Annotated in this window: 25 protein-coding genes and 1 riboswitch; of the genes, 22 read left to right on the forward strand and 3 right to left on the reverse strand. The window is 67.3% G+C overall.

Annotation, left to right across the window (positions count from 1 at the left end; genetic code table 11):
• Positions 1–54 precede the first annotated feature (54 nt).
• A complete protein-coding gene (gene smc, locus AC3ANU_RS10575) occupies positions 55–3,678 on the forward strand; it encodes a chromosome segregation protein SMC (RefSeq protein ID WP_488314507.1) in 3,624 nt (1,207 codons plus the stop codon).
• A gap of 103 nt (positions 3,679–3,781) precedes the next feature.
• Positions 3,782–4,987 (forward strand): signal recognition particle-docking protein FtsY, encoded by a 1,206-nt coding sequence (ftsY, locus tag AC3ANU_RS10580; protein ID WP_018768297.1) that lies wholly within the window; start codon positions 3,782–3,784, stop codon positions 4,985–4,987.
• Between the two features lie 66 nt (positions 4,988–5,053).
• On the opposite strand, the gene AC3ANU_RS10585 is transcribed toward ftsY, so the two are convergent.
• On the reverse strand, positions 5,054–6,295 hold the full coding sequence (locus tag AC3ANU_RS10585) for an MFS transporter (protein WP_026265614.1): 1,242 nt from the start codon (positions 6,293–6,295) through the stop codon (positions 5,054–5,056).
• 226 nt (positions 6,296–6,521) lie between these two features.
• Here AC3ANU_RS10585 and AC3ANU_RS10590 point away from each other — a divergent pair, with 226 nt between their 5' ends.
• Positions 6,522–7,883, forward strand: a complete 1,362-nt coding sequence (locus AC3ANU_RS10590) for an ammonium transporter (protein ID WP_018768295.1) — start codon at positions 6,522–6,524, stop codon at positions 7,881–7,883.
• On the forward strand, positions 7,880–8,218 hold the full coding sequence (locus tag AC3ANU_RS10595; RefSeq protein WP_018768294.1) for a P-II family nitrogen regulator: 339 nt from the start codon (positions 7,880–7,882) through the stop codon (positions 8,216–8,218). Before AC3ANU_RS10590 ends, AC3ANU_RS10595 begins: the two co-directional genes overlap by 4 nt.
• 93 nt (positions 8,219–8,311) lie before the next feature.
• On the opposite strand, the gene AC3ANU_RS10600 is transcribed toward AC3ANU_RS10595, so the two are convergent.
• Positions 8,312–9,715: a glucose-6-phosphate dehydrogenase gene (locus tag AC3ANU_RS10600; RefSeq protein WP_223991945.1), complete on the reverse strand. Its 1,404-nt coding sequence runs from the start codon at positions 9,713–9,715 to the stop codon at positions 8,312–8,314.
• A gap of 84 nt (positions 9,716–9,799) precedes the next feature.
• On the opposite strand from AC3ANU_RS10600, the gene ffh reads away from it, so the two are divergent.
• Both ffh and AC3ANU_RS10610 read left to right on the forward strand, forming a co-directional pair.
• Positions 9,800–11,383, forward strand: a complete 1,584-nt coding sequence (ffh, locus tag AC3ANU_RS10605) for a signal recognition particle protein (RefSeq protein WP_018768292.1) — start codon at positions 9,800–9,802, stop codon at positions 11,381–11,383.
• A gap of 101 nt (positions 11,384–11,484) precedes the next feature.
• A complete protein-coding gene (locus AC3ANU_RS10610; RefSeq protein ID WP_018768291.1) occupies positions 11,485–12,219 on the forward strand; it encodes an alpha/beta fold hydrolase in 735 nt (244 codons plus the stop codon).
• Here AC3ANU_RS10610 and thiC read toward each other — a convergent pair.
• The gene (thiC, locus tag AC3ANU_RS10615) at positions 12,216–14,057 is read right to left on the reverse strand and encodes a phosphomethylpyrimidine synthase ThiC (RefSeq protein ID WP_488314508.1); all 1,842 of its coding nucleotides are present in this window, start codon (positions 14,055–14,057) and stop codon (positions 12,216–12,218) included. The two genes, AC3ANU_RS10610 and thiC, sit on opposite strands and share 4 nt — an antisense overlap.
• Positions 14,053–14,160: riboswitch (TPP riboswitch) on the reverse strand. (Overlaps the previous gene by 5 nt.)
• Positions 14,161–14,239: 79 nt before the next feature.
• On the opposite strand from thiC, the gene AC3ANU_RS10620 reads away from it, so the two are divergent.
• The 16 genes from AC3ANU_RS10620 (at position 14,240) to AC3ANU_RS10695 (ending at position 26,837) form a co-directional block, all read left to right on the forward strand.
• Entirely contained in the window at positions 14,240–15,322 is a 1,083-nt protein-coding gene (locus tag AC3ANU_RS10620) for an amidohydrolase family protein (protein WP_488314509.1), read from the forward strand.
• 99 nt (positions 15,323–15,421) lie between these two features.
• Complete coding sequence (locus AC3ANU_RS10625; RefSeq protein ID WP_018768288.1) at positions 15,422–16,297, forward strand: VOC family protein; 876 nt, start codon at positions 15,422–15,424, stop codon at positions 16,295–16,297.
• 168 nt (positions 16,298–16,465) lie between these two features.
• Positions 16,466–16,921 carry a hypothetical protein gene (locus AC3ANU_RS10630; protein ID WP_056387866.1) on the forward strand — a complete coding sequence of 152 codons (456 nt, stop codon included), beginning with the start codon at positions 16,466–16,468 and terminating at the stop codon, positions 16,919–16,921.
• A gap of 233 nt (positions 16,922–17,154) precedes the next feature.
• Positions 17,155–17,577, forward strand: a complete 423-nt coding sequence (gene rpsP, locus AC3ANU_RS10635) for a 30S ribosomal protein S16 (protein ID WP_018768286.1) — start codon at positions 17,155–17,157, stop codon at positions 17,575–17,577.
• A 1-nt stretch (position 17,578) separates the two neighbouring features.
• Positions 17,579–17,821, forward strand: a complete 243-nt coding sequence (locus AC3ANU_RS10640; RefSeq protein WP_013601399.1) for an RNA-binding protein — start codon at positions 17,579–17,581, stop codon at positions 17,819–17,821.
• A gap of 118 nt (positions 17,822–17,939) precedes the next feature.
• Positions 17,940–18,485 carry a ribosome maturation factor RimM gene (gene rimM, locus AC3ANU_RS10645; protein WP_186447728.1) on the forward strand — a complete coding sequence of 182 codons (546 nt, stop codon included), beginning with the start codon at positions 17,940–17,942 and terminating at the stop codon, positions 18,483–18,485.
• Entirely contained in the window at positions 18,486–19,298 is an 813-nt protein-coding gene (trmD, locus tag AC3ANU_RS10650) for a tRNA (guanosine(37)-N1)-methyltransferase TrmD (RefSeq protein WP_488314510.1), read from the forward strand. It abuts the gene before it with no gap.
• A 235-nt stretch (positions 19,299–19,533) separates the two neighbouring features.
• Positions 19,534–19,893, forward strand: coding sequence for a 50S ribosomal protein L19 (gene rplS / locus AC3ANU_RS10655; RefSeq protein ID WP_018768283.1), 360 nt, complete (start codon positions 19,534–19,536; stop codon positions 19,891–19,893).
• A gap of 88 nt (positions 19,894–19,981) precedes the next feature.
• Positions 19,982–20,659 carry a signal peptidase I gene (lepB, locus tag AC3ANU_RS10660; protein WP_488314511.1) on the forward strand — a complete coding sequence of 226 codons (678 nt, stop codon included), beginning with the start codon at positions 19,982–19,984 and terminating at the stop codon, positions 20,657–20,659.
• Complete coding sequence (gene lepB, locus AC3ANU_RS10665; protein ID WP_488314512.1) at positions 20,660–21,490, forward strand: signal peptidase I; 831 nt, start codon at positions 20,660–20,662, stop codon at positions 21,488–21,490.
• A gap of 50 nt (positions 21,491–21,540) precedes the next feature.
• Positions 21,541–22,296: a ribonuclease HII gene (gene rnhB / locus AC3ANU_RS10670; protein WP_488315967.1), complete on the forward strand. Its 756-nt coding sequence runs from the start codon at positions 21,541–21,543 to the stop codon at positions 22,294–22,296.
• Between the two features lie 48 nt (positions 22,297–22,344).
• On the forward strand, positions 22,345–22,671 hold the full coding sequence (locus AC3ANU_RS10675) for a DUF2469 domain-containing protein (protein ID WP_056335405.1): 327 nt from the start codon (positions 22,345–22,347) through the stop codon (positions 22,669–22,671).
• Between the two features lie 108 nt (positions 22,672–22,779).
• Positions 22,780–23,136, forward strand: a complete 357-nt coding sequence (locus AC3ANU_RS10680) for a YraN family protein (RefSeq protein ID WP_488314513.1) — start codon at positions 22,780–22,782, stop codon at positions 23,134–23,136.
• The gene (locus AC3ANU_RS10685) at positions 23,136–24,680 is read left to right on the forward strand and encodes a YifB family Mg chelatase-like AAA ATPase (protein ID WP_488314514.1); all 1,545 of its coding nucleotides are present in this window, start codon (positions 23,136–23,138) and stop codon (positions 24,678–24,680) included. The genes AC3ANU_RS10680 and AC3ANU_RS10685 overlap by 1 nt, the downstream gene beginning before the upstream one ends.
• On the forward strand, positions 24,677–25,864 hold the full coding sequence (gene dprA / locus AC3ANU_RS10690; RefSeq protein WP_488314515.1) for a DNA-processing protein DprA: 1,188 nt from the start codon (positions 24,677–24,679) through the stop codon (positions 25,862–25,864). The genes AC3ANU_RS10685 and dprA overlap by 4 nt, the downstream gene beginning before the upstream one ends.
• A 46-nt stretch (positions 25,865–25,910) precedes the next feature.
• Positions 25,911–26,837: a tyrosine recombinase XerC gene (locus tag AC3ANU_RS10695; RefSeq protein ID WP_488314516.1), complete on the forward strand. Its 927-nt coding sequence runs from the start codon at positions 25,911–25,913 to the stop codon at positions 26,835–26,837.
• The last annotated feature ends 144 nt before the right edge of the window (positions 26,838–26,981 follow it).

The raw sequence follows: 26,981 nt of genomic DNA on the forward strand, positions 1-26,981 counted from the left end.
AGTGAGCCGGTTCCAGCAAAACTGTCCTATCCGCTCCAGGAGACCTGAAAAGCCTTGCACCTCAAAAGCCTCACCGTCCGGGGGTTCAAGTCCTTTGCCTCTGCCACCACCTTCGACTTCGAACCCGGCGTCACCGCCGTCGTGGGTCCCAACGGATCCGGCAAGTCCAATGTGGTGGACGCCCTGGCCTGGGTCATGGGGGAGCAGGGGGCCAAGACTCTCCGCGGCGGCAAGATGGAGGATGTCATTTTTGCCGGGACGTCCGGGCGGCCGCCCCTGGGACGCGCCCACGTTTCGCTGACCATCGACAACGCCGACGGCGCGCTCCCCATCGAATACAGCGAAGTGACCATCTCACGGACGCTTTTCCGGACAGGCGGCTCCGAATATGCCATTAACGGTGCCGCCTGCCGTTTGCTGGATATCCAGGAGCTGCTCTCCGACTCCGGGCTGGGCCGGGAGATGCACGTCATCGTGGGCCAGGGGCAGCTGGACCGCGTCCTGCACGCCACCCCCGAGGACCGCCGCGGCTTCATCGAGGAGGCGGCGGGGATCCTCAAACACCGCCGGCGCAAGGAACGGACCGTCCGGAAGCTGGAGGCCATGCAGGCCAACCTGCAGCGCCTCACAGACCTCACCGGGGAGATCCGCCGCCAGCTGACGCCCCTTGGCAAACAGGCCGAAGTGGCCCGCCGCGCCCAGCGCGTCCAGTTCGACGTCCGGGACGCCCGTGCCCGGCTGCTCGCCGATGACCTCGTCCAGCTGCAGCAGGCCCTGGAGCAGGACGTGGCGGACGAGGCAGCGCTCAAAGCCCGCCGGACCGCCGTCGAGCAGGAACTCGAAGCCGGGCGCCGGCAGCAGGCGGCGCTGGAGCAGCTGGCTGCCGAAGCCACACCCCGGCTCAACGCCGCGCGGGACACCTGGTACCAGCTGTCCACTGCACGGGAGCGCCTCCGGTCGCTCGGTTCGCTGGCCACCGAGCGCAGCCGCCTGCTCGGCTCCGACGATGCCGCACCGGCATCCGCGCGGGACCCCGAACAGCTCGAACGCCAAGCCGCCAGGGTGCGGCAGGAGCTGGCCGAGCTCGAACGGGACATCCACGCCAGGCGCACCACCCTGGACACGGCCAGCGCCGCGAAGGCCGAGGCAGAGCAGGCAGCCGTGGCCGAGGACCGGCGGCTCACGGCCCAGCTCCGGGCCGCGGCGGACCGGCGGGAAGGCCTGGCCCGCCTGGCCGGACAAGTGGCGGCGGCCCGGTCCCGGGTGGAATCCGCGCAGGCAGAACTGGGCCGGCTGCGGGAGTCCCTTGTCGCCGGCACGGAACGGCGGGCGCGCGCCCAGGCCGAGTTCACGGCCTTGGAAAACCAGGTGGCCGGCGTGGAGGAAGGGGAGGAATCCCTCGACGCCGATTACGAGGCCGCCAGTAAAGCACTTGATGCGGTCCTTCAGGAGATTGCCCAGCTCAAGGCCGCCGTCAACGAAGGCGTCCGCAAGCGGGACGCCCTTGCCGCCCGGCTCGACGCTCTTAAGCTCGGCCTGGACCGCAAGGACGGTGCCAGGCACGTACTGGAGTCAGGGCTGTCCGGGGTGCTGGGCAGCCTGGCGGCCGGGATCAGCGTGCAGGGTGGTTACGAGGCGGCGGTCGCTGCCGCGCTGGGAGAGGCCTCCGAGGCAGTCCTCGTCCAGGATCAGGACACGGCGGCCGCCGTCCTGAAGGTGCTCAAGGACGACGACGCCGGGCGGGCGTCGCTGCTCCTCGCATCAGCGGTGGCAGGCCACCTGGGTGACCCCGCCACGGAGTCCACGCCGGGAGGAGCGGCCGCCCCCAAAGCAGTGCCGCTGCCCGATGGTGCGCAATGGGCCGCCGACCTGGTGGACGGACCTGCGGAGCACATCCCGCTGGTCCGGCACCTGCTGTCCGGAACCGCCGTCGTCACAGGCATCGACGCCGCGGCTGCGCTGGTGGCCGGGCTGCCCGGACTCACGGCGGTCACCCGCGAGGGGGACGTGTTCACCGCCGTATCCGTTGCCGGCGGTTCTGCCAAGGCGCCCTCCCTCCTTGAGGTGCAGGCGGCGGTGGACGACGCCGACCGTGGCCTTTTGGCGGTCACGGCAGACCTGGAGCGGAACAGGTTCGCCCTGGCCGCCGCCGAGGCGCGCCGCGCCGGAGCGCAGGAGGAGGCGGACGCTGCCCTGGACAAACTGCACGAATCCGATGCCCGCTTGGCCGCCGTGGCCGAACGCCTGGGCCACCTGAATTCAGTCCTGCGCAGCGCCGTCGGTGAGAGCGACCGCCTGGCTGCCTCCCTGGCACGCGCTGCGGAGAACGTTGCCGCGGAGGAGGAGGCGCTCGCTGCCATCACGGCCCGGCTGGCCGCCGCCCAGGAGGCTCCGGTTGAAGAGGAGCCCTCCACCGAACAGCGGGACGCGTTGGCCCGTGCCGCATCCGCCGCCCGTGCAGCGGAAGTGGAAGCGCGGTTGTCCCTGCGCAGCGCCGAAGAGCAGCTGGCGGCAACCCGCAACAGGGTGGCGTCCCTGGAGCGCGCCGCCGCCACCGAACGCCGTGCCCGGGAGGAAGCAGCCCAGCGTGCCCGGCGCCGCCGCATCCAGGCCAGGCGTGCGGCCGCCGTTTCCGCCGCGGCGGAACTGGCACTGCGTTACGTGGACGTATCGGTGGACCTCGCCCGGCACGAACGGGACCTGGCCGAGGAAAACCGCGAACAGCGTGACCGTGGGCTGCGGGACATCCGGGAAGCCAACGACGCCCTGGCCCGCGAACTGGCCGACCTCACCGACAACGTGCACCGGGATGAGCTGGCCCGTGCGCAGCAGCGGGCCAGGATCGAGGCAGTGGAATCCCGGTCCGTGGACGAGTTGGGCATCACCCCCGAAGCGCTGGTGGCAGAGTTCGGGCCGCACGTCCCGGTTCCCGTGCCTGCGGAGGAGACCGGCGACAAGTGGGCCGCGCTGCGGGCTCCCGTTGACGCCGGCGGGGAAGAAATCCGGGAAGGGAAGCCGTACGTCCGGCAGGAGCAGGAGAAACGGCTGCGCAAAGCTGAACGCGACCTCGCCAGCCTGGGCAAGGTCAACCCCCTGGCCCTGGAGGAATTCGCGGCACTGGAGGAGCGGCACCAGTTCCTCAGCACCCAGCTTGAGGACCTGAAGGCCAGCCGCCGGGACCTGCTGGACATCATCAAGGAAGTGGACGACCGGGTCCAGCGCGTCTTCGCCGAGGCGTTCGAGGACACCCAGGTCCAGTTTGTCCGGGTTTTTGAGCGGCTCTTTCCCGGCGGCGAGGGCCGCCTGGTCCTCACGGACCCGGGGGACATGCTCACCACAGGCATCGAGGTGGAGGCCCGTCCCGCGGGCAAGAAGATTAAACGGCTGTCCCTGCTCTCCGGGGGCGAGCGGTCCCTTACCGCGGTGGCGCTGCTGGTGGCCATCTTCAAGGCGCGGCCCTCGCCGTTCTACGTCATGGACGAGGTGGAGGCGGCGCTGGACGACACCAACCTCGGCCGGTTGATCACCATCTTCGAGGAACTGCGGGAGTCCAGCCAGCTCATCGTCATCACCCACCAGAAGCGGACCATGGAGGTGGCGGACGCACTGTACGGCGTCACCATGAGGGGCGACGGCGTTTCCACGGTGATCAGCCAGCGGCTCGTTTCCGAGGTGTAGCAGCACCGCCGGCGTCCGGCGGCCGCGGGGGCGCCGCATTGGGGCAGGTCAGGGGCGGGCCGGGCGCCCGAACCGGGCAGGCCGTTTGTGAGAAGCTAGGGGAGTGAATGACATCCTTCCCATTGTCCTGTCCATTCTTGTTGCGCTGGTGGTCATCGGCGGCCTGATTCCGGTCCTGCTCAAGACGCGGAGGAACATCACCCGGTACCCCGGCACGCGGGACGCCAACGATCCTGAGGTCCGCTCCGGCGGCAGCACCGCCGTAGCGGACAGCGCCGGACCAATCGAACGCACGGCGCCCGCGGGCGTGGACCTCGAAGGGCTTGACACCACTACGGTTCCGGACGACGCTGCCGGGCTGGAAACCATTCCCGTCGAAACCCCGCTGCCTGTCGCGGGCCGCCTCACCCGCCTCCGTGAGCGGCTGGTCCGCTCCAACAACATCATGGGCAAGGGCCTGCTGGCGCTGCTGTCCAGCGACCGGATCGATGAGAGCGTCTGGGACGAGGTGGAGGAGACACTCCTCCTCGCGGACCTGGGAACCGAACCCACCATGCAGCTGGTGGATGCCCTGCGCGAACGGGTCAAGGTGCTGGGCACCCGGACCCCCGAACACGTCAAGGCCATGCTCCGAGAAGAGCTCATCAAGCTTGTCGACCCCTCCATGGACCGCAGCCTGAACGTCCAGCGCCATGCGGACAGGCCTGCCGTGATGATGGTGGTGGGCGTGAACGGCGTCGGCAAGACCACCACCGTCGGCAAGCTGGCGCGCGTGCTGGTGGCAGAGGACAAGGACGTCCTGCTGGGTGCCGCGGACACGTTCCGCGCCGCCGCGGCGGAACAGCTGGCCACGTGGGGGCAGCGCGTCGGCGTCCCCACCGTGAAGTCGGACATCGACGGCGCCGATCCCGCCTCCGTTGCCTACGAGGCCGTGAAGGCAGGCATTGAGCAGGAAGTGGACGTTGTCATGATTGACACCGCCGGCCGCCTCCAGAACAAGGTGGGCCTGATGGACGAACTGGGCAAGGTCAAGCGCGTGGTGGAGAAGCTGGCCGAGGTGGACGAGGTCCTGCTGGTTCTGGATGCCACCACCGGCCAGAACGGCCTGAACCAGGCGCGGGTCTTTTCGGAGGTTGTCAACATCACCGGCATCGTCCTGACCAAACTGGACGGAACCGCGAAGGGCGGCATCGTCGTCGCCATCCAGAAGACGCTCGGCGTGCCCGTCAAACTCATCGGACTGGGCGAAGGCGCCGACGACCTGGCCCCGTTCGACACCGAAGGCTTTGTCGACGCCCTGCTGAACTAGCTAAGCCAGCCCAACCAGCTCGCATTAGTTGTCGTTTTGAGCCCTCAAAACGACAACAACTGCGGGCTAGTTGGGTTTAACCCGGAGTGTTTCGCGGGTGGGCAGCCAGCCGACGGCGGCCAGGAGCATGACGCCGCCGGTCACGCCGAAAGCCCAGCCGAAACCCAGCCGGTCCGCGAGCAGCCCGGCCGCCACCGGTCCGACGATCGCTCCGACGTCGGACGTCATTTGGTAGACGGCCAGGACCTTGCCGCCGGAGCGTGCGTTCCCAATGACATCGGCGACGGCGGCCTGCTGCGCCGGGCCGAAAAGGCCGGACCCGACGCCGGCAAGCGTCGATGCGGCAAGGAACCAGGGCAGGTCGGAGGTCAAGCCGATCGCCGCAGTCGCGAAGGCTGCCACCAGCAGGCCGGAGATCATCATCGGCTTGCGCCCCAGGGAGTCCGCCAGCCGCCCCGAGAAGGTCAGCGCGGCGGCGTTCCCGGCAGCGAAGACTGCCAGCGCCAGTCCGGCCGCCTGCGGTCCTGCCCCGAAGGCTGCCGCGGCGAACAGCGGCACCGTTGCCATGCGGACGCCAAACGTGGCCCACCCGTTGGCAAAGCTGGACAGCAGGGCCGACCGGTAGGTTCCGGCAGCCACGGCTTCGCCAAAGCGCATGTCCGGCGGACGGTGCTGGGTTTCACCGCCGCCCCGGCGCTGGTGGCTGAGCTGGGTCTGCACCACAAACGCGGCAACGAGCAGGGCCCCGGCGTAGGCAAGGAACGGGACCCGCAGGCCCAGCCCCGCCAGCAGACCGCCCACAATCGGCCCGCACACATTCCCGATCAGGAAAGCGGACGCATAGGCACCTGAGACCCTGCCCCTGCTCTGGGGTGGGGCCAGGCGGACCACCAGGGCCATCGATGCCACCGTGAACATCACGGACCCGGCTCCGCCAAGGCCGCGGAACAGCAGCAACTGCCAATAGTCCTGCGCAAAGGCGCAGGCCGCCGTGGACAAGGCCACGATCAACAGCCCAGCGACATAGACGGGCCGTTCACCGCGCTTGCCGATCAGAGCTCCGCCGGCGGGTGCAAAGGCAAGGCGCATGAAGGCAAAGATCGCCACGATGACGGCTGCCTCGGTGTTCCCTACGCCGAAGGTTGTTGCGAACTGCGGCAATACAGGCGCAACGAGCCCGAATCCAAGCGCAATCAGGAACGCCGCGGCCAGCATCACCTTAATGTCGCGGGGAAGTTTCTCCCGCCGAGGCCTTAGCCGGGCCAAAAACCTCGAAGTGGCGCCGCTTTCGCGGGGTGTTGCCGTCATTGTGAAGGAGTCCTTGCAGGAAAGGGAGCCGGGTGGCTGCGCGGGTGCGGAAACATAACCGTAACAAGGCGGATATGCACCATTTACTTCCTAGAGGTTGTTGTAACAGGCCCGCAATCTAAATCCTCCGCGGGCGAAACACGCCGCCCACAAACTCATTACAGGACGCAAAAAGGCGTTGGCAGGCGGAGTACTCCGCAAGATTCGATGAGAGAGGACGTGCACCATGGAACTTACCGCAGGTCACGTTTGGGTCATGGTGGCGGCAGCCCTTGTGCTGTTCATGACACCCGGTCTGGCATTTTTCTACGGCGGCATGACCCGCGCCAAGGCAGCACTGAACATGATGATGATGAGCTTCATCTCCATCGGCATGGTGGGTGTTGTCTGGGTGCTGTGGGGCGCGTCCATGAGCTCCGGTGAAGGCTTCCTGGAGATCGTGGGCAACCCGTTCGCCACATTCGGCCTTGAGGGCATCACCACCCCTGACGGTCTGATCAAGGTTGGCTACGCCGCCACCTTCGCCATCATCACCGTGGCACTGATCAGCGGCGCCATCGCCGACCGCGCCAAGTTCGGCGCCTGGTCCGTCTTCGTTCCCGTGTGGGTCACGCTCGTCTACTGCCCGCTGGCGTACATGGTGTGGGGCGGCGGACTCTTCGGCCCCGAAGGCGCCATCGGCAAGGCCCTCGGCCCCGCCATCGACTTCGCCGGCGGCACCGTGGTCCACATCAACGCAGGTGTGGCGGCGCTCATCCTCGTCCTCATCATCGGCAACCGCAAGGGCTTCGGCAAGGACCCCAACCACCGCCCGCACAACATCCCGTTCGTCATGCTCGGCGCAGCCATCCTGTGGTTCGGCTGGTTCGGTTTCAACGGCGGTGCAGCCACCACTGCCGAACAGGGGGGTCTGATCTGGATCAACACCCTCGCAGCCCCGGCAGCAGCCATGCTCGGCTGGCTGGTCACCGAACGGATCCGCGACGGACACCCCACTTCCCTCGGCGCCGCATCCGGCGTGGTGGCCGGCCTCGTCGCCATCACCCCGGCCTGCGCCAACGTCAGCCCCGTCGGTGCACTCGGCCTGGGCGTCGTGGCCGGCGTAGCCTCCGCCCTGGCAGTCGGCCTGAAGTTCCGCTGGGGCTTCGATGACTCGCTGGACGTCGTCGGCGTGCACCTGGTGTCCGGCATCATCGGCACCGTGGCGCTCGGCTTCATCGCACTGCCCACCGACGGTGTTGGCGGCGGCCTCTTCTACGGCGGCGGACTGACCCAGCTCTGGGCGCAGCTCGCGGCAGCCGGCGTCGCCATCGCCTACTCCGCAGTCCTGACGGCCATCATTGCGCTGGCCATCCACAAGACCATGGGCTTCCGGGTCTCGCAGGAACAGGAAACGGTGGGTGTGGACCTCAGCCTGCACGCCGAGACTGCCTACGAGTTCGGACTGAGCGGACACGGCGGAAGCTTCCAGCCGCTGCACGACATGATCACCGGCAAGGGCCAGGGCGAGTCCCACGCGCCAGTCCAGGGGACGCCGGGCACGCAGAAGTCACAGTCAGCAACAGGTAAGGAAAGCGTGGGGGCATGAAACTGATTACTGCAATCGTCCGGCCGGAAAAGCTCGAAGCCATCAGGGAGGGACTGGAATCCTATGGTGTTCAGGGCCTGACCGTCAGCGCAGCCAGCGGATACGGCCGGCAGCGCGGCTACACCGAGGTCTACCGCGGAGCCGAATACAACGTGGACCTCCTGCCCAAGATCCGGGTGGAAGTCCTGGCCACGGACGAGCAGGCAGACGACATCCTGGATGTGATCATTGCCAGTTCCAATACCGGCAGGGCCGGGGACGGCAAGGTCTGGACCATCGATGTCCATGAAGCAGTTAGGGTCCGGACCGGGGAACGCGGAGTGGCCGCCATCTAGGCACCGGCACGGAACCATAAAGACAGGCAGGGCGGGAACCGAAAGGTTCCCGCCCTGCCTGTTGTTAACGCTGCCGGTGCTGCCGCGGACTGCTCAGTCCTTTGAGCGGTTGGTGGGCCAGGATGCCGGGCCGGCCGAACCGGCGTCGTACTCTTCAAGCGGGACGTCCCCGCGCTCCCACGCCTTGAGGACCGGCTCAACAATCCGCCAGCAGTCCTCTGCAGTGTCTCCCCGGACGGACAGCAACGGATCGCCGGTCAGCACGCCTTCCAGCACTTCGCCGTAGGGCAGGAGATCGGAGGCGCTCAGTTCGGCTTCCAGGGTGACCCGGCCCAGGCTGAAGATGTTTCCCGGACCGTTGACGTCGACGTCGAACTCCAGTGTGTCCGGGCCGAAACCGATCCGGAGCTGGTTGGGGGAGTCCACCCCGGTAAAGCCCTGGGGCAGGTGGGGCACCGGAAGGAAGGTGACCACCGCTTCCTTGCGCTTGTCGCCCAGGGCCTTGCCGGAACGCAGGATGAAGGGAACCCCCCGCCAGCGCCAGTTGTCGATGCCCACCTGGACTTCGGCAAGGGTTTCGGTTCCCTTTCCGGGATCCACGCCTTCCTCCTTGGCGTAGTCCGGGACGTCCTTGCCTGCCACGGAACCGGCGGTGTAGCGGGCCCTGCGCGTTGAGCCAGTGAAGGGGGCACTGACGCTGCTGGCCCGCAGGACGGTGGAGACGGCGTCGCGGAGGTCGCGCTCGCCGATGGTGGCCGGAGGTTCGATGGCCATGATCGCCATGACCTGCAGGAGGTGGCTCTGGATCATGTCCCGGAGGGCGCCGGCGCCGTCGTAGTAGCGCGCTCGGCCTTCCAGGGCCAGGTCCTCATCGAAAAAGATCTCCACCTTTTCCACGTGCTGCCTGTTCCATACCGGCTCAAGGAAGTTGTTGGCGAACCGAAGGCCCAGGATGTTCAGGACGGTGGCCTTGCCCAGGAAATGGTCAACCCGGTGGATATGGTCTTCGGGGACCAGCCGTGCCAGGGTCCGGTTCAGCGACCGGGCCGATTCCTCGCTGAAGCCGAAGGGCTTCTCCATTACCAGGCGGGTGCCTTCCGGAACCTCTTCCGGCTGGAGCGTCTCGCATGCCTGCTGGCTGATCCGGGGCGGCAACGCAAAGTAAACGGCCACCGGGCCTTCCAGCCCCGCGAGCAGGGCGGCCAGGGCACCCTTGGCCGTGACGTCCACCTGGTGGTACGCCGTCTCCTTCTGCAGCAGCTCGAGGGCGTCCTTTCCGGAACTGTCTGCCGCGCCGGCTGCAGCAGCGAACGATGCCTGGACCCGCTCCCGCCATTGTTCCGGCGTCCACGGATCCGAGCCTGCCCCCACCAGGGTGAGGCCCTCCGCGCGGCCTGCGGCAACGAGCCGCGCCAGGCCGGGCAGGAGGAGCCGGCCGGTGAGGTCGCCCGAGGCGCCGAGGATGAGCAGGGTTTTCACAGTCGTTTGGCTCGTCATTTTGCCAGCATGCCACCTACCGGGCCTGACTTGATACCCTAGATAGTCGAGTCCCGATCATCCACTGAAAGAAGTGCACGTCGCGTGTTCAATTCACTCTCTGACCGGTTGACAGCAACCTTCAAGAATCTCCGCGGTAAAGGCAGGCTCACCGAGGCCGACGTCGATGCCACCGTCCGGGAGATCCGCCGCGCGCTTCTGGACGCCGATGTTGCCGTTCCCGTTGTGCGTGAGTTCACTGGCCGGGTCCGTGAACGCGCCCTGGGTGCCGAGGTCTCTGCGGCACTGAACCCCGGCCAGCAGATCGTCAAGATCGTCAATGAGGAACTCGTCGAGATCCTGGGCGGCGAAACCCGGCGGATCCGGCTGGCCAAGAACGGCCCCACCGTCATCATGCTCGCCGGCCTCCAGGGTGCCGGCAAAACCACCCTTGCGGGCAAGCTGTCCAAGTGGCTGAAGGCCCAGGGGCACAGCCCCATGCTGGTGGCCTGCGACCTGCAGCGCCCTAACGCCGTCACCCAGCTCCAGGTGGTGGGCCAGCGGGCAAAGGTCCCCGTCTTCGCCCCGCACCCGGGTGCCACCTCCACCGAGCTGGACCAGCCCGCCGGCGACCCCGTCGCCGTCGCCCGCGCCGGCGTCGAGGAAGCACGCCAGAAGCTGCACGACGTCGTCATCGTTGACACGGCCGGCCGCCTGGGCGTGGACGCCGACATGATGGAACAGGCGCGCCAGATCCGCCGTGCCATCGTGCCCAACGAAGTCCTGTTCGTGATCGACTCCATGATCGGCCAGGACGCCGTGAACACGGCCCTCGCCTTCGACGAAGGCGTGAACTTCACGGGCATCGTGCTGTCCAAGCTCGACGGCGACGCCCGAGGCGGTGCCGCTCTTTCAGTCGCGTCGGTCACCGGCAAGCCGGTCATGTTCGCCTCCACCGGCGAAGGCCTGGACGATTTCGAACTCTTCCACCCGGACCGGATGGCCTCGCGCATCCTGGATATGGGCGACATCCTCACCCTTATCGAACAGGCCGAAAAGGCCTGGGACAAGGATGAGGCCGCCCGGATGGCGAAGAAGTTCGCCGACCAGGAAGACTTCACCCTTGAGGACTTCCTGGCCCAGATGCAGCAGATCCGCAACATGGGCTCCATGAAGAAGATGCTCATGATGATGCCGGGTGCACAGAACATCCGGCAGCAGCTGGAGCAGTTCGACGAGCGCGAGATCGACCGCGTCGAGGCAATCGTCCGCTCCATGACACCGCACGAGCGGCTGGCGCCGAAGATCATCAACGGTTCACGGCGGGCACGCATCGCCCGTGGTTCCGGCGTCCACGTCTCCGAGGTCAACGGCCTGCTGGAGCGCTTCGCCCAGGCCCAGAAGATGATGAAGAAGATGGCCCAGGGCGGCATGCCGGGAATGCCGGGGATGCCTGGCCTGCCCGGCGCCGGCGGTGGTGCCCGGAAGAACGCCAAGAACGCGCCCAAGAAGAAGGCAAAGTCCGGCAACCCGGCCAAGGCTGCCCAGGAGCGCAAGGAAGCGGAAGCCCGCCGTGCCAACGCCGCCAAGGCGCTGCCTACGGGCGCCGCCTTCGGCCAGCAGGGCGGGGACTTCGACCCGTCCCAGCTGAACCTCCCCAAGGGCTTCGACAAGTTCCTGGGCAAGTAGCAGTTCCCCGGCAGCGCAGCGCCAGGTGTTGTTTTGACCTCTCAGAACGACACCTGGCGCTGCTTGCTTGGGATGTCAGTGCCGTGGAATAGGGTTGGGACATGTTCAAGCAGAGGGTAGTGTTCGTGCACGGCGCCGGAACCTTCGGTGCCGCCGCGTGGCCGCGCCAGCACGGCATGGCACTGTCCTATGACGCCCTGTTCCTCCGCCGCCATGGCTTTGACGTCCTCGCGGAGCCACTGGAGTCGTCCTTCGCGGAGGACACCGCCATCATCCTGCGCTCCCTTGCCGATGACGGCCGCGGCGCCGCCGGCGGGCATGTGGTGGCGCACTCCCAGGGGGCGATCGCGGCCATGATGGCCGCCGTCGAACGTCCGGACCTGGTCTTCTCATTGACGCTGGTGGAACCGGCCTGCCTCTCCCTGACAGCGGAACTCCCGGCCACTGCCGCCCACATCAGCCTCATGCAGCCCCTCTTCGACGTGCGCCACCAGCTCAGCGACGAAGACTTCCAGCGCGAATTCGTCCGGCGGGTCTTCGCCACCGACCTCCAGCAGCCCGCCACCACGGAAGAAAAAAGGTCCGCCCGCAGGCTGCGGCTCCAGGCCCCGTCATGGGAGGCGCCGCTGCACATTGTTCCCGGGGTGCCCACGCTGGTGCTGACCGGTGGGTGGGAACCGCTCTACGAGGAAATCGCCGGGTACCTCCGGGAGACCGGGGCCCTGCACCGCGTTGCCGCGGGAGGACACCGGCCCCATGACTCCCCGGACGGGGACCGGGCCATCCGGCAGTTCATCAGCCAGGTCAGCCGGAGCCAGCCGGCCCGCGCGTCCTAGCTGTCAGCAGGCACCCGCAGTTCCGGCAGGTAGACCTTGCCGCCGGCCGCCAGGAATTCCTCGCTCTTCCCGCGCATCCCGGCCGCAGCATCGGCGAGTGCCGCCTGCGCCTCCGCGGAACCAAATTCGTCGCGGATGTCCTGGCTGATCCGCATGGAGCAAAACTTGGGCCCGCACATCGAACAGAAGTGCGCCGTCTTGGCAGGCTCAGCCGGCAGCGTCTCGTCGTGGAACGCCTCAGCCGTCACCGGGTCCAGGGACAGTGCGAACTGGTCCCGCCAGCGGAATTCGAACCGCGCCTTGGACAAGGCGTCGTCCCGCTCATGCGCCCCCGGGTGCCCCTTGGCCAGGTCCGCCGCGTGCGCGGCGATCTTGTAGGTGATCACGCCGGTCTTCACGTCGTCCTTGTTGGGCAGGCCCAGGTGTTCCTTCGGGGTGACGTAGCACAGCATCGCGGTGCCGTAACGGGCAATCTCGGTGGCACCAATCGCTGAGGTGATGTGGTCATAGCCCGGAGCAACATCTGTCACCAGCGGGCCCAGGGTGTAAAACGGGGCCCCCTTGCAGAGTTCCTGCTGCCGCTCGACGTTTTCCCGGACCAGGTGGAAGGGAACGTGGCCGGGCCCCTCCACCATGACCTGCACGTCGTACTCCCACGCGCGCTGGGTGAGCTCGGCGAGCGTGTCCAGTTCCGCGAACTGGGCGGCGTCGTTGGCGTCCGCCGTCGAACCGGGGCGCAAACCGTCGCCCAGGGAGAAGGCAACGTCGTACTTCGCGAAGATCCCGCACAGCTCATCGAAGTGCGTGTAGAGGAAGTTCTCCTGGTGGTGGGCCAGGCACCAGCCGGCCATGATGGAGCCGCCGCGGGACACAATGCCCGTCACCCGGTTGGCGGTCAGCGGGACATAGCGAAGCAGCACGCCGGCGTGGATGGTCATGTAGTCCACGCCCTGCTCGCATTGTTCAATGACGGTGTCCCGGAAGATTTCCCAGGTTAGCGCGTTGGCCTCACCGTTGACTTTCTCCAGGGCCTGGTAGATCGGCACGGTGCCGATCGGGACGGGGGAGTTGCGGATGATCCATTCCCGCGTGGTGTGGATGTCGTCGCCGGTGGACAGGTCCATAACGGTGTCGGCACCCCATTGCGTGGCCCACTGGAGCTTGTCCACCTCCTCCGCGATGGAACTCGTCACGGCCGAGTTTCCGATGTTGGCGTTGATCTTCACCAGGAAGGCCTTGCCGATGATCATCGGTTCGGACTCCGGATGGTTGATGTTGTTCGGAATGATGGCGCGGCCGGCGGCCAGTTCGCTCCGGACCAGTTCCACGTCGCAGTTCTCGCGCAGCGCCACGAAGCGCATCTCCTGCGTGATGACGCCCTGCCGGGCATAGTGCATCTGGGTCACCGTCCGGCCGTCGACGGCGCGGCGGGGCACCGGCTGCGCGCCCTTCCACTCCGCGGAGGCGGCGCCGCGGCGGACGGCCGAGCGGCCGTCGTCGAGCAGGTTGCGTTCCCTGCCGCTGTAGGCCTCGGTGTCTCCGCGCGCCACGATCCACTCCGCGCGGAAGGGCTCCAGGCCGCGGACGGGGTCGCTTCCCGGCCCCGCCGTCCGGTAGGTCCGGAACGGTGCGTTCGGCTGGCCGTTGGGCGATGGCTCCAGGGCAATTTCCGTGACGGGTACCCGGATGCCGGACCCGGCGTCGTCGATATAGGCCAGCGAATGCGACGCCAGGGACCGGGTCACTTCGGACTGGTTCACCTGGGGCGTGGAGCCGGCTCCGGAACCCCCGGTGGACGGCACGTGGGCAGGGTTCAACTGGGTGTTTTGCGTACTCAAGGGAATACTCACTTCCTTCGCCGGCATTACCCGGACAGGTTCAACGGTCGCAGGCTGCGTCAGCCCGATCTCAGCCCCTGCAAGGGCTCCCGTGTGGTCAGAGAAGAAGCTACCACAGGCCCCCGGAAGGGCGGTGTCACATTTGCGGGTGCTAGCCTGACCGGGCATCGAAAGGAAGCCCGATGGCAGACATCATCTACTTTCGCGGACCCGTCCTGGCCGCACCGGACCGGGTACGCCATGGACTCTGGTCGGTGGACGGCAAGCTCACGTTCAGCCGGCCCGCTGCCCCTCCGGCGCGGGAACTCGACGGCTGGGTGCTGCCGGGGTTCGTCGACGCCCACTGCCACATCGGCCTGGGTCCCGACGGCCCGGTGGAACCCGCCGTTGCCCGGGAGCAGGCGCTGGCTGACCTCAACGCCGGAACCCTGCTGGTCCGCGACGCCGGCTCACCTGCCGATACCCGCTGGATGCAGGGCGGCCGGGACTTCCCGGTACTGATCCGTGCAGGACGGCATGTGGCCCGCACACGCCGCTACCTGCGCGGCTTCGCGGCGGAGGTCGAACCCGACGGGCTCGTGGAGGCCGTGCGGAAGCAAGCGCGCGACGGCGACGGCTGGGTCAAACTGGTGGGCGACTGGATCGACCGGAGCGCCGGCGACCTTGCGCCCTCCTTTCCTGCCGCCGTCGTGCGTGACGCTGTGCAGGCTGCCCATGATGAAGGTGCCCGGGTCACGGCACATTGCTTCGCCGAAGACACCCTGGACCAAATGCTGGACGCCGGCATTGACTGCATTGAGCACGCCACGGGGCTGCTGCCGCGCCACCTGCCCCGGTTCGTGGAGCAGGGCGTACCGATCGTGCCCACCCTCATCAACATCGCCACCTTTCCTGATATCGCGGAGCAGGCGGACGCAAAGTTTCCGCGCTACGCCGCCCACATGCGTGCCCTGTGGGAACGCAGGCTGGAACGGGTGGCGGAGGCCCATGCCGCCGGCGTCCGGATCTTTGCCGGCACGGACGCAGGCAGCGTGATCCGGCACGGCAGGATCGCAGATGAGATCCTCGCCCTGCACGGGGCCGGCCTGCCCATGCATGCGGCCCTGGATGCCGCCTGCTGGGCAGCGCGTGCGTGGCTGGGCGCTGACAACCTGGAGGAAGGCGCGCGGGCCGACGTCGTGGTGTGCCGGGACGACCCCCGGACCACCCCGGACACGATCACGGCGCTGGAGCACGTGGTGCTGGGCGGCCGCGTCATCCGTTGAGTTATTTGGTTCCGCTACTTGGAATAAATTGAAGCTTCAAGTAATTTTAATATGTGACAGGCCGCCGAAGTGACGGCCTCCAACACAAGGAGCCTTCAAATGACCGACGCAGCCAGCAGCCAGGATCTTCTTCCTGCCGACCTCGCCATGGGCACGGTAATGCTCAAGGTGGGCGACATGAAGGTCATGACCGACTACTACCAGCGCGCACTGGGCCTGGAGGCGGTGGCGGAGCAGGACGGCGGGCTCTACCTGGGCAGGCTCGGCAGGCCGCTGGTCCACCTGGCGCCGGCCCCCGGGCTGCACCTTCCCGGCAGGGGAGAGGCCGGCCTGTTCCACACCGCCCTATTGTTCGAGGACCAGGCTTCCCTTGCGGCCACCATCGCCACGGCAGCCCAGTACGAACCCCGGTCCTTCACCGGCAGCGCCGACCACCTGGTGAGTGAGGCCTTCTACTTCACCGACCCCGAGGGCAACGGCATCGAGCTGTACTGGGACCGGCCGCGCAGCAACTGGTCCTGGAACGGGACGGACGTGGTGATGGACAGCCTGGCGCTTCCGCCGCAGCGCTACCTGGAGCAGCACCTCACTGAGGAATCCCTCGAAGGCCAGCGGCGGACGTCCGCAGGCGTGGGGCACGTCCACCTCCAGGTTGGCGACGTCCAGACCGCCAGGGACTTCTACGTGGGTACCCTGGGCTTCGAGAAGACGGCGGGCTGGCATGGGCAGGCCCTGTTCGTTTCCGCGGGCCGCTACCACCACCACATGGCCATGAACGTCTGGAACAGCCGCGGCGCCGGCCCCCGCAAGGACACCCTTGGGTTGGGCGAGGTGCTCATCGAGGTTCCCTCGGGTGACGACGTCGGGGCGCTGGCTGACCGCCTGAGGGTCGCCGGGGTGCCCGCCCACCACACCGGCGCGGAGCTCCGGTTCGAGGACCCGTGGCGCAACCGGCTCCGGGTGGCAGTCCGCTGACCGGTGCTCCTGCACGGGCCGTGCGCCAGTGCTGACGGGCCAGTGTTGGGGCTCGCGGGCTCCGGCCCGGCGCGTTTGCCGGCGGGCGCGCAGCAACTAGGCTGATTCCGTACGGCCGGGCTGCAACTCCCGGCACGCAGCTCCGCCAACGGAAGAAGGGCACCCGCCATGGGCTTCACCGAGATCTTCGTCGCCACCCATGACGCCGCGCTGAAACGCGCCGGCATCCTTGACCAGGGAAGCGGCTCCGCGGCGGACAGCGGGCCCGGGGGCCAGGCGGTGCGGATCCAGGGCATCAGCGACTTCGAAGTCGAACAGCTGGGCGATCTTGCCGGGACTGCCGTGCACGCCGGCGGGGCCGACTATGAGCTGACCATGGTGGACGTCGCCAGCGATTCGCTCCTTGCCGTGCCGCCGGCCATGGTCCGTGCGCTGGCCGACCTGCTCTCCTATGAAACCGAAGGCGAAGGCAATGTCCTTGACGACGTCGCCGAACAGTGGGCCGGCCAGGAGGATATGCCGTTCGACGCCGGCCAGGCCCGGAGCTACGTTCAGCAGGTGGCGGAGTTGGCCGCCTCGATCGACGATTCCGAGCGGACGGGACTGTACGTCTGGTCGGCCTGACCCCGTGATGCCGGTTTCGGCCGTCCTCCGCCTCCACAAGGGCCGGCCGCGGCGCCGGCGCGGTGGCCCAAGTCGAAATAACGCCGTTCATCTGGCACAATAAACAGGTACTCGATCTGCGTGGCCCCTCTCTCCGCGTCCGGATCCTGTCCTTCGAACCCGCAAGTACGGCCCGCCCCACGGGTGCAGAAAGCCGGGTTCACCCCTTTTCTGAAACAGGAGTGACCACAAAAGTGGCCGTAAAGATTCGCCTTAAGCGCTTCGGCAAGATGCGCGCCCCGTACTACCGCATCGTCGTTGCGGACTCACGCACCAAGCGTGACGGCCGCGCCATCGAGGAGATCGGCAAGTACCACCCCACCGAAGAGCCCTCGTTCATCGAGGTCAACTCCGAGCGTGCGCAGTACTGGCTCTCCGTCGGCGCCCAGCCGTCCGAGCAGGTCGCCGCGATCCTGAAGATCACCGGTGACTGGCAGAAGTTCAAGGGCCTGCCGGGCCAGGAAGGCACCCTCAAGACCAAGGTCGCGAAGGAAGCCTTTGTTGCCCCGGAGAAGGGCTCGGTCATCATCCCGGAAGCCATCACCAAGAAGGCATCCAAGTCTGACGCTGCCGAGGCCCCGGCCGACGCCGAAGCTGAGACCACCGAGGCTGAGTAGATTGCTGGCAGAAGCGCTGGAACACCTGGTCCGCGGAATCGTCGATTCCCCGGATGACGTCAAGGTCAGTTCGAAGAGCAACCGCCGCGGGGACACCCTCGAGGTGCGCGTTCACCAGGACGACCTTGGACGGGTGATTGGCCGCCAGGGCCGCACCGCCCGCGCATTGCGCACCGTGGTGGCAGCACTGGCCGGTGGCGAACCGGTGAGGGTCGACGTCGTCGATACCGACCGCCGCCGCTGAGCGCTCGGCAACATTCAGTTTTTGCTCCGGCCCCTTCACCGCCAGGTGGAGGGGCCGGAGTGCTTTGACCAACATGGTGCTTCCACCGGAACCACCACAACCCGGAACAGAGGAACAGATGCAGCTTCAGGTGGCACGGATCGGCAAGCCGCACGGCATTCGCGGGGAAGTCACCGTCCAGGTGCTGACGGACGCTCCGGAGGACCGCTTTGTCCCGGGAACGGAATTCGTCGTTGAGGACGCCGTGGCAGGACGGCTGACCGTGCGGAGTGCGCGCTGGAACAAGGACATCCTGCTGCTCGGTTTTGAGGAGGTGGCGGACCGCAACCAGGCTGAAACCCTCCGCGGCGCCAAGCTGTTCATCGAAACCGAAGAACTGGACGGGGATGATGACGAGGGCTGGTACGAGCACGAGCTTGTCGGCCTGGAGGCCCGGGTAGGGGCGCAGGTTGTGGGCAAGGTGACCGCGCTGAACACCATGCCCGTGCAGGACCTTCTCATGGTCACCACCCCGGACGGCAAGGAAATCCTCATCCCGTTCGTGGAACAGATCGTGCCTGAGGTGAATATCGAGGAAGGCTTCATCCTCCTCACCCCGCCGGACGGACTCTTCGAACTCAACACCGACGAAGCCGCTGCCCCGGAACCGGAAAGCAGGGACTAGATGCGCATCGACGTCGTCAGCATCTTCCCTGAATACCTCGCCCCGCTTGAACTCTCGCTGATTGGCAAGGCCCGCCACGACGGCATCCTGGACCTGCACGTCCATGACCTGCGCAGCTTCACCACGGACAAGCACCGCACTGTCGACGACACCCCGTACGGCGGCGGCGCCGGAATGGTCATGAAGCCCGAACCCTGGGCCCAGGCACTCGCCGCCGTGGCGGAGGAGCGGCCGGATCCGCAGCGCAAGCCGGTCCTCATCGTCCCATCCCCGGCCGGCGAGCGGTTCACCCAGGCCCTCGCCTATGAACTGGCCGAGGAACAGCACCTGGCGTTTGCGTGCGGGCGGTATGAGGGCATCGATGAACGGGTCATCGAATGGGCGCAGGAACACTTCACGGTTCGGCCTGTCAGCCTGGGCGACTATGTGCTGAACGGCGGGGAAGTGGCCGTCCTGGCCATGGTGGAAGCCATTGGCCGCCTGCTGCCCGGTGTAGTGGGCAATCCCGAATCCCTGGTGGAGGAATCCCACTCGGACGGACTCCTGGAATATCCGGTCTACACCAAGCCTTCCATGTGGCGTGACCGCGAGGTGCCGCCGGTGCTCCTGAGCGGCAACCACGGCAGGATCGCCCAATGGCGGCGCCACGAGCAGTACCGCCGCACAGCGGCGCGGCGTCCGGACCTCCTGGAAGGGTTCGACGCCGGCAGCCTCCCGCGTGGCGACCGCACCGAATTGCACAACCTGGGGTATGACATCGTGGATGGCAGGCTGGTCCGCCGGCCGGAAGCGGCAGCCGCGCCGCAGGATTAGTGCCGGGCGAATTGGCGTAACCCTGCCGCTGTGGCAAAATTAACCCTTGTGTCTGCTGGGTCCGCACCTGCCACAGGGGGTAGCGCGGCCAACAGCCGGACAACCGGCCCCATCAACCCTTGAAGCGGCCGGACTATTTTACTTCGGCGGTGAGACCCGGCCTGCCTTCCGGCAGCCGGACTTGCCCGCCGTGACCCAAAGTGAATGACCTGTGGCGTTCACCAGGAGTGCAATCATGCATATTCTCGATTCCGTCGATGCAGCCTCGCTGCGCAACGATGTTCCCGAGTTCCGCGCCGGCGACACGCTCAAGGTGCACGTGAACATCATCGAAGGCAAGAACACCCGTGTCCAGGTCTTCCAGGGCTTCGTCCTGGGCCGCCAGGGCGACGGCGTGCGCGAAACCTTCACCGTTCGCAAGGTCTCCTTCGGTGTCGGCGTGGAGCGTACCTTCCCGGTGCACTCCCCGATCATCGAAAAGATCGAGGTTGTCACCAAGGGTGACGTCCGCCGCGCCAAGCTGTACTACATGCGTGCACTGCGTGGCAAGGCCGCGAAGATCAAGGAAAAGCGCGACTTCAGCTCCGCCAAGTAAGTAAGTTCTGCCCGGACTTACGGCCAGGCTGGAGCGCGGCCGTACCCGGCATGCGCCGGAGCAATGCACCAGCGCCAGGATACGGACCATGCACCAGACAAAACGCCAGCCCCGCAAAATGGGCTGGCGTTTTGTTTTACTGGCCCTGCTCCTCGCGGTGGCCATCAGCGGAGTGGTCCGGTCCCTGTGGCTTGACGTCTACTTCATCCCTTCGGATTCAATGGAGCCGCTCCTGCAGGGCGGGGACCGGATCCTGGTGTCACGCACGGACTTCCAGTCCGAACCCATCCGGCACGGGGACGTCGTTGTCTTCGATGGCCGTGGCAGCTTTGCACCGTTGAACAGCGGCAGGGGTCCGCTGCCGGACGCAGCCGCTGCCGCCATGCAGTGGCTCGGCCTGACCGGCAGCGACACAACCTACGTCAAACGGGTCATCGGCCTTCCCGGCGACACGGTGGCCTGCTGTGACGCCGGCGGCAAGGTCACCGTCAACGGCACTCCCATGGATGAGCCCTACATTTTTTCCGGCGACGCGCCGAGCACGCAGAAGTTCAGCACCGCGGTTCCGGAGGGCAGGCTTTGGCTGATGGGGGACCACCGCTCGGTGTCCGCTGACTCCCGCAGCCTGCTCGGTGCTCCCGGCGGCGGACTGGTTCCGCTGGACAGGGTGATTGGCCGGCCGGTCCAGATCCTTTGGCCGCTTGATAGATTTGCTCCAGTAGCACGGCCGCCCGCAGCGGGGCCGACAACACAGAACGGACGGTAAATGCCCGAGAATCACGCGCGGAAACCTGAACCGCGCCATGACGGCGCATCAGAAACGCCCACCGTTCCAGTTCCCTCCGTACCCGGCGACACCCCGGAAACCGCCGCCCCCGTCCATCGGCGGCACAGGACGGCGTCGAAGGCAGCGGCCGCCAAGTCCGGCGGCAATCCCGTCCTGGGTTGGCTCAAGGAAATCGCCACGGTGGTGGTCATCGCCGTGGTGCTGTCCTTCCTTATCAAGACCTTCCTGTTCCGGGCATTCTTCATTCCCTCGGAATCCATGGTGAACACCCTCGACGTGGATGACCGGATCTTCGTGAACCTCCTGGTGCCGGAGCCCTTCGCGCTCAGCCGCGGCGACGTGGTGGTATTCCGTGACACCAAGGGCTGGCTGCCGCCGGCCCCGGCCAAGGCACAGGGACCGTTCACCTGGGTCCAGGACGGCCTGACATTCGTCGGCCTCCTGCCCGACAACTCCGAACAGCACCTGGTCAAGCGTGTCATCGGGCTCCCGGGCGACCATGTTGTCTGCTGTGACGCCGGCGGTAAACTGACCATTAACGGGACCGCGATTGACGAGACCTACATCAATCCCGCGGAAGTCCCGCAGATCCGCAACTTTGACGTCACCGTACCGGAAGGCAAGGTGTGGGTGATGGGTGACAACCGGAACCACTCTGCCGATTCCCGTGCGCACATGGAGACTGACGGCGGATTCATCAATCTCAAGGACCTCGAAGGCAAGGCCGCGGTCATCGCCTGGCCGCTGAACAGGATCAAGACCCTGGACAACTACCCGGACGTGTTCCGCAGCGTCCCGGCGGCCCACTGACCGTGCCTTCAGCAGTGCAGGCGTCCCCAGCAGTGCAGACTACCCCGGCAGTGAAGGCGCGCTCCGGCTCAAAACCGGCAGCACGCGGAGCCAAGGCGCCCACGCTGCGGCACGAGCGTACCTTCAAGGCCCAGGGGGTGCGCCTGCTTGCCGGGGTGGATGAGGTTGGCCGGGGTGCCCTCGCCGGTCCTGTCAGCGTGGGAATCGCCGTCGTTGACCTGGAACGCCAGAGGCCGCTTGCAGGCGTGCTGGACAGCAAACTCCTGAGCCCTGCGGAACGGGAACGGCTGGATCCCCTGGTGCGCCGGTGGAGCATCGCATCGGCGGTGGGACACGCTTCCGCCGGCGAGATAGATTCACTCGGCATCATCGCTGCCCTTCGGCTGGCGGGAACCCGCGCGTGGAACAGCATCATCAGCGCCGGCATCATCCCGGAGGCTGTGCTGCTTGATGGAAGCCACAACTGGCTTTCCCCGGCAGGCCAGCTGTCCCTGTTCGACCAGCCCGTGCTGGAGGCCGCGTGTGAAGCCCCGGTCCATACCAAGGTCAAGGCGGACATGCAGTGCCTCAGCGTCGCGGCCGCAAGTGTTATTGCCAAGGTGGAACGGGACCGGATGATGCGGGAACTGCACACCGAATATCCCGATTACGGCTGGGACATCAACAAGGGATATGCCACGGCAGCCCATCGGAACGTCCTACGCGCCGCCGGGCCCACACCGTACCACAGGGTAAGCTGGCGGCTGCTTGGCGGGGAACTGCAGGACGCCGAGGTGCCCGACGGGGACGAGCCGTACGAAGACTGACCCCCGCCACCCGCGGCACCCGTGCCGGACATGGTGCAAGATGGAAGCATGAGTGCTGAGGATCTTGAGAACTATGAAACCGACATGGAGCTTCAGCTCTATCGTGAATACCGCGACGTGGTCGGCCTCTTCAGCTACGTTGTCGAGACCGAACGGCGCTTTTACCTGGCCAACCATGTGGACCTCCAGGCCCGCAGCGCCGATGGTGAGGTCTATTTCGACCTGACCCTCCAGGACGCCTGGGTATGGGATGTCTACCGCTCGGCACGGTTCGTCAAAAGCGTCAGGGTCCTGACCTTCAAGGACGTGAACGTGGAGGAACTGCCCCGCAACGAGGAACTGGCCCTGCCCAAGGATGTAGACCTGGGCAACTAGGGTCCCGCGGGACCCTGACTTCCCCTCCACACCGGCCCCTGTCCACATACGGCAGGGGCCTTCTGTCTTCCGCGGCCCTCCGCCTCCAGGCTGGTTGCGGAGGTACACATGAAATCCAAAGACCTGTTGGGCCGGCGGGGCGAAGACCTTGCCGTGGGCTATCTTGAAGCGCTGGGCATGCTGGTGGTGGAGCGCAACTGGCGGTGCACTGGGGGCGAGATTGATATCGTCGCCCTCGACGGCGATGCGCTGGTGATCGCCGAAGTCAAAACCCGCCGTTCGCTCGACTACGGCCATCCGTTTGAAGCCGTCGGTCCGGAAAAGCTGGCACGGCTGCACCGCCTCGCTGCTGCCTGGTGCCGTGACCGCGAACTGCGGATGCCGCTGCGCCGCGTGGACGTCATAGCCGTCGTGGACGACGGCGGCGGGGAACCCGTGGTCGAACACCTCAAGGGGGTGGGGTAATGGCCCTCGGGCGCACCTACTCCATCGCCCTCGTGGGGCTCAACGGCTACATGGTGGAAGTCGAGGCTGACATCGGCCAGACGCTCCCGGCCTTCGTCATTCTTGGGCTGCCGGACGCTTCCCTCAACGAAGCCAAGGAGCGCATCCGCTCAGCCGCGAAGAACTCCGGGATCCCGCTCAGCCGAAGGAAGATCACCGCAAACCTCATTCCTGCCTCACTGCCGAAACGAGGCTCCGGCTTCGATCTCGCCGTCACCATGGCCGTCCTCCGGGCAGCGAACGACATCAAGCCCACGGGGCGCACAGTCTTTATCGCCGAGCTGGGGCTCGACGGGAGGCTGCGGCCGGTGCGGGGAATCCTGCCGGCGGTCATGGCGTCGGTGCAGGCCGGGTATCCGGAGATCGTGGTGGCCCAGGCCAACCTCGCCGAGGCCTCCCTGGTCCCCGGAGCCAAGGTGCGCGGGTACCGCACGCTTGCCCGGCTTGCCCTCGACTTTGGGGCGGACCCCCAGGAACTTGCCCTGGACTTCGAACCGGACGAGGCCGATGACGCCGGTGACGGCCAGGCGCTTCCCGGCCCGTGTCCCGACATGGCAGACGTCTCCGGGCAGGGCGAAGCCCGCAGGGCTCTGGAAGTGGCGGCGGCGGGCGCCCATCATCTGCTCCTCACCGGGCCGCCAGGAGCCGGCAAGACCATGCTGGCGGAGCGGCTGCCGGGCCTCCTGCCGGACCTTGGCGACCACGAGTCCATGGAAGTCACGGCCATCCACTCGCTGTGCGGCCTGCCCGCATCCTCGGTACAGCTCCTGCGCCGGCCGCCGTTCGAAAACCCGCACCACTCAGCCACCGCTGCCGCCATCATCGGCGGCGGGGCCGGCCTGCCCCGGCCGGGGGCAGCATCACGTGCCCACCGGGGCGTGCTTTTCCTGGATGAGGCACCGGAGTACGAGCGGCGTGTCCTGGACGCGCTGCGGCAGCCGCTGGAGAGCGGGGAGTTGGTTATCCACCGGTCAGCCGGGACAGCCGCCTATCCGGCCCGTTTCCAGCTGGTGCTCGCCGCCAACCCCTGCCCCTGCGGCAAGGCATCGGGCAAGGGGCTGGACTGCACCTGCACACCCGTGATGCGCCGCCGCTATCTGGCCAGGATGTCCGGGCCCCTGCTGGACCGGGTGGACATCCAACTGCAGGTGGAGCGCGTATCCCTGGCCGAGTTTGGCCAAGCGGGCGCGGAAGAGGGCACTGCATCAGTGGCAGGCCGGGTCCTGGACGCGCGTGCCCGGCAGGCGGAACGTTTACGGTGCTTCGGCCTGGAGACCAATTCCCAGGTGCCGGGGCGCATCCTCCGCGGTGAACTGCGTCTCCCCGCGGCCGCGACCCGGATCCTTGACCAGTCCCTGGAGCGGGGGGTACTTACCGCCCGCGGGTATGACCGTGTCCTTCGGCTCGCGTGGACGCTGGCGGACCTGGGGCACCGCGATACGCCGGACCCGAACGACATCGGACAGGCCCTGGGCCTGCGGCAGGCTTCGGCGGCCGCGGCATGACACCCAGGGATGCCGAACGGCTGGCCCGGGCCGCCCTGTCACGGCTCATGGAGCCCCAGGACACCGCGGGCCTGGCCCTTGTCCAGATGGCAGGGGCAACGGACGCGCTGCGCATCGCTGCCGGTGAGGTGGCACCCGGGCCCGACCTGGAGCGCGGGATGACATCGCTGCTGGCTGACAGCGGGGCTGCCGGCAGTTGGGCCGGACTGGCAGCCGCGTTGAAGCGTTGGCGGCCACGGCTGCCCGACCTTGCGCCCGAACGCGACCTGGCCACCATGGCCCGGCTCGGCGGACGCCTCATCATTCCCGGTGATGAGCTGTGGCCGGCCCAACTTGCCGACTTGGGAATCCAGGAGCCCATCTGCCTTTGGTGGCGCGGGCGGGAACAACCGCTGCCGGGTGCGGACAAATCCATCGCCCTCGTGGGATCGCGGGACAGCACCAGCTATGGTGCGTCCGTGACAGGGGACATCGCTTACTCGCTGGCGCAGCGGGGTTTCACGGTGGTCTCCGGCGGAGCTTACGGAATCGACGCTCATGCCCACAGAGCCGCCCTCGCCGGCAGTTCCTCCGCCGTCCCCACCATCGCCGTCATGGCCGGGGGAGTGGACCGCTTCTATCCATCCGGTAATGACGACCTGCTGCGGGCCGTGGCAAACCAGGGTGCGGTGCTGGCCGAGGTACCACCGGGGTCGGCCCCTACCCGCTACCGCTTCCTCCAGAGGAACCGCCTCATTGCTGCCCTCTCCGCGGTGACAGTGGTGGTGGAGGCGCGCTGGCGGTCTGGGGCGCTTAATACCGCCCATCACGCAGAGACCCTGGGCCGAGCCGTCGGGGCCGTACCCGGATCCGTCCACAGTGCCAACTCCGCCGGTTGCCACCGACTCCTCCGGGACGGGGGAGCCGTCTGCGTCACCGACGCGGCTGAAGTGGCCGAACTCGCCTCACCGAGTGGAGCTGCCCTTCCCGATCAGCCCACCGCAGACGCTGCAGTGCAGGACGGGCTGACCCTGGAGGACCTGATCCTGCTGGACGCGCTTCCGCTCCGCTCCACTGCGTCCGTGGAAAAGCTCTCAGCCGTGGCCGGGCTTGGCCAGGACTCCGTCAGGGCAGGACTTGGGAGGCTGGGGCTGCTGGGACTCGCCGTATCGGAGCGGGGCGGCTGGAAACGCGGCAAGGCATGACCGTGTCCACCGGCGGTACCGGCCGGGCAACTGGGAAAGTAGAGGAGTGGACAATGAAGAACTGCCCGGGGAACTGGCCAAGGCACTGGACGCGTTCGCCGGGTACCTGTCAGGGGAGCGCGGGATGTCCGCCCATACCATGCGTGCGTACCTGGGCGACCTGCGCAGCCTCCTGGCCCATGCTGCATCGGAAGGCGTGGCAGGGCTGAAGGAGCTTGAACTGGGGACATTCCGCCGCTGGCTTGGCAGCCAAAGTTCGGCGGGCGCCTCGCGGGCGACGCTGGCACGCCGGTCTGCCACGGCACGGGCCTTCACCGCCTGGGCCGTACGGGAGGAACTCATCACCGCAGACCCGGCCCTGCGGCTGAAGGCACCCAAACGCGAGGGGTCCCTGCCGGGGGTCCTGCAGGCCTCCCAGCTCGCGCGCATACTGGAGGGCCTGGAAAGGGCGGCCGCGGAGGGCGAACCGCTGGCTGCACGCAACCGCGCCATCGTGGAACTCCTTTACGCCACAGGTATCCGGGTAGGCGAACTCGCCGGACTGGACGTCGACGACCTTGACCCGGACCGCCGGACGCTGCGGGTCATCGGCAAGGGCAACAAGGAACGCACGGTTCCGTTTGGAGTCCCGGCCGCGGTGGCCGTGGACGACTGGCTCCGGCGCGGGCGCCCGGGACTGGTGAAGGACACCAGCGGGCCCGCCCTCTTCCTCGGTGCCCGCGGTGGACGGGTCGACCAGCGGCAGGTGCGCGCCCTGGTCAACGCCCTGTTTGAGGCGCTCGGTGATACCTCCGCGTCCGGGCCCCACGCCCTGCGCCACTCGGCGGCCACTCATCTGCTCGACGGCGGCGCGGACCTCCGGGCAGTGCAGGAGATTCTTGGCCACAGCAGCCTGGCCACCACCCAGATCTACACACACGTTTCGGTTGACCGGCTCCGGAAGAGTTACCAGCAGGCGCATCCCAGGGCCTGATCGCCGAGGTAATCGCACTGGCGTAATTCCATGGCGTACGGCACAATAAGAGTCACGTCCGGCAACTTTCAAGTGCGGCTTGAAGCTCTCACGGCTTCGGACCGCGCGGCAAGCCCGGACACAGCTTAATCTGATACATCTGAA

This window comes from Arthrobacter sp. SDR-2R (assembly GCF_057747955.1).